Source organism: Mycolicibacter longobardus (genome assembly GCF_002102265.1).
Lineage (GTDB): Bacteria > Actinomycetota > Actinomycetes > Mycobacteriales > Mycobacteriaceae > Mycobacterium > Mycobacterium longobardum.
Genome location: NZ_LQPG01000003.1, coordinates 1 through 2,965, shown reverse-complemented (window position 1 = coordinate 2,965; position 2,965 = coordinate 1). Strand labels below are relative to the sequence as shown.

The window sequence follows — 2,965 nt, the reverse complement described above, 5'->3', positions numbered from 1 at the left end:
TCTACAACCGCCTCCACACCGACGAGAAGTCACGACACCACACACCCCACGCCGCCGCTGCTTGACATAGGAGCAATGCACGCTCGCGCCAGTGGGCCCGATCAGAACCTGCAGGGCATGGCACGGATGCCGTGAATGAAGCTGCCCGCCACGTACGCCGGATCACCGGCCTCGATATCCGGCAGCTCGCGCAGCAGCTCGCCGAAGATGGCGCGCAGCTGGGCCCGGGCCACGTGTGTGCCCAGACAGTAATGCTGCCCGCCACCACCGAAACCGAGATGCGGATTGGGGTCTCGGCTCAGATCCAGCCGATCCGGTTGGTCGAACACCGCCTCGTCCCAGTTGCCGGACGCATAGAACATCGCCACCTTGTCGCCGGCCCGGATGGTCTGGCCGCCGAGCTCGTAATCGGTTGCGGCGGTGCGCCGAAAGGTCATCACCGGAGTGGCGTAGCGGATGAACTCCTCGACGGCCATCCCGATGCGCCGGTCGAAATCCTCCAGCAGCCAGGCCCGTTGCCCGGGGAAGTCGGTGAGCGCCTTGAGGGCATGACTGGTGGTCTGGCGGGTGGTGTCGTTGCCGGCCACCGCGAGCAGCACGAAGTACGCCGCAACTTCGGCATCGGTGAGCCGATCACCATCGACCTCGGTGTTGACCAGGCTGCTGAACAGATCGTCACCGGGACGCTCGCGACGCTGCACGGCCAGCGTGCCCGCGACCTGATGCAGATACGTCACGCTTTCGAACATGACTTCCAACGGGTTTCGGCCGTCCAGATACACCGGGTCGTTGGCTGACACCAGGGCGTCGGCGGCGTGGGCGACCTGCGCCCGCTCGGAATCGGGAATTCCCATCATGTCCGAAAGCGTGCGCAACGGCAGTTCCTTGGCGCAGTAGTCGACGAAGTCGGCTCCACTGCCGGCGGCCTTCAGTTCTTCGACAATGGCCTTGGCGCTGGCCTTGATCGAGTCCTCGATGCGCCGGACCTGCCGCGGGGTGAACGCCGCGGTCGCCAACTTGCGCAGCTTCGTGTGCCGGGGCGGATCCATGGCCAGGAAGGACTGCGTCGTCTCCAGCAGCTCGGCGGGAAAATTCTCGAACTGCACGCCCTTGCCGGACAGAAAGACCTCGTTGGTGCGGCTCACCGTGACGATGTCGGCATGGCGGGTGACGGCCCAGTAGCCCGGATCGTCGGGATCGTTGAGCATGGCGTCTTCGACCGGCGGGTGCCAGCTCACCGGGCGCTCCGCGCGCAGGACCGCGAACGAGCGTTCCCGCTCGGCGGCGGTGCCCGACCAGAACGCCCGTGAGGACAGGTCGATGGGGTCATAGCCGCGGATCGTGGCGGACGCTGTCATGGGGCCTCCCTCGGCTTATGACTCCGATCACAGTCGGTCGTGACGACAATATGACTAGACATATTGTCTAGTCAAGATGTTGCATCGGCGGCTAGGCTCTACCGCGTGGCATCTGTGACCCGCAAGCCCCCGACCAGCCGCCAGCAGCGGCGCGGGGAGATCGAGCGCCGGCTGCTCGACGCCACCGAGCGCCTGATGGGCGAAGGGGCCAGCTTCACCGAACTCAGCGTGGACCGACTTGCCACCGAGGCCGGGATGTCGCGCGCCAGCTTCTACATCTACTTCGAGGACAAGGGCCACCTGCTGCGCCAACTCGCCGGCCAGGTGTTCGGCGATCTCGCCGACGGCGCGCAGCGCTGGTGGGGCGTGGCGAGCCGCCGCAATCCCGACGATGTCCGCGCTGCGATGGCCGCGATCATCGCCAGCTATCGACGGCACCAACCGCTGCTGATCGCGCTCAGCGAGATGGCCGGCTACGACCCGCTGGTGGCGGCCACCTACCGGGAGCTGCTGACCGGTATCTCCGGGAGGGTGGCCCGGGTCATCGAAGACGGCCAGGCCGACGGATCCATTCGCCGCGCGTTGCCCGTCGCCGCCACCGCAAGTGCACTGACCTGGATGGTGGAGCGGTCCTGCCAGCAGGACTTACCGGGCCGGGACGCCGCCTACGATGCCGAACTCGCCACTGCGCTGACCGAAATTGTCTGGGGCACACTGTACTTGGAATCAACCCCGCAATAACGGCACTACGAGCTCCAGGCCGAGCGGTCGTAGCTTCCCTCGATCCGCTGACGCCTCTTACGCCGGGTGGGACAGAACACGTAGGTGACATTGCCGCGCCTGACCCAGACGTTGTCGGGGCTCTCGAGGTTGACCCGGAAATAGTTGTTGTGCACGGTCACCAGTCCCAGCAGAGCGTTCCAGACGGCCAGTGAGTCCACCTGTGCGGCGGGCAGGTTGGGGAAGTCGGCCATGCCGTCGTACTGGCGACACAGGTCGGTCACCGCGAACGGGGTGCTCGGCGGCACTCCGACCCCGCCGTAGTCGGGCAGCTTCATGAACGTGACCAGCTTGGGATCGGCCTGGTAGATGCCGTGGAACGGCTGTTCAGGGTTGGCCAACAGCAGAAACGACACCTTGTCGGCGGGGACCGAGGAGGTCGGCCCGTGCTCGCGCAGCCACTTGCAGGCAACCTGCGCCCCCATGCTGACCGCGTAGACCAGCACGTCGTCGGCATCAGGTCCAGCGTTGAAGTGTGCGGTCAGCATGTCGTCGAGGGCTTGCGCGCCTCGTCGCACCGCGGCGACCGCCGGGACATAGCGCAACCCGTCGAAGTAGGTGTTGGGGTATTTCACGCGTCTGACGGTCTTGCCCCTGGTGACGGCACCGCGGCACATGAACCGCAGAAAGCCGCTCCAGCCCGCCCCGTCGATGGTGAACACCGTGGACATCTGTAAACCCCCATCACTGGCTTCGGCAACCGAACGTGCGTAGTTGTACGCCCCCGACCGGCGCGTCGCCGTGCAAAATTCAGTGTCACTGTCGACGGTGCCGCGTTGCGGTGGTTGGGTTCTTCTCACCTGGTGCCTGGCTCTTGCAAACACTGC

Annotated in this window: 3 protein-coding genes; 1 reads left to right on the top strand and 2 read right to left on the bottom strand. The window is 65.9% G+C overall.

All coding sequences use genetic code 11. From position 1 onward, the window contains the following. Window positions 1–101 precede the first annotated feature (101 nt). Complete coding sequence (locus AWC16_RS00255) at window positions 102–1,358, bottom strand: cytochrome P450 (RefSeq protein WP_085262837.1); 1,257 nt, start codon at window positions 1,356–1,358, stop codon at window positions 102–104. Window positions 1,359–1,463: 105 nt separating this feature from the next. Between AWC16_RS00255 and AWC16_RS00250 the strand changes: the two genes are divergently transcribed. After that, the gene (locus AWC16_RS00250) at window positions 1,464–2,099 is read left to right on the top strand and encodes a TetR/AcrR family transcriptional regulator (protein WP_085262836.1); all 636 of its coding nucleotides are present in this window, start codon (window positions 1,464–1,466) and stop codon (window positions 2,097–2,099) included. Between the two features lie 5 nt (window positions 2,100–2,104). On the opposite strand, the gene AWC16_RS00245 is transcribed toward AWC16_RS00250, so the two are convergent. Then, a complete protein-coding gene (locus tag AWC16_RS00245; protein ID WP_085262835.1) occupies window positions 2,105–2,809 on the bottom strand; it encodes a PE-PPE domain-containing protein in 705 nt (234 codons plus the stop codon). Between the last annotated feature and the right edge of the window lie 156 nt (window positions 2,810–2,965).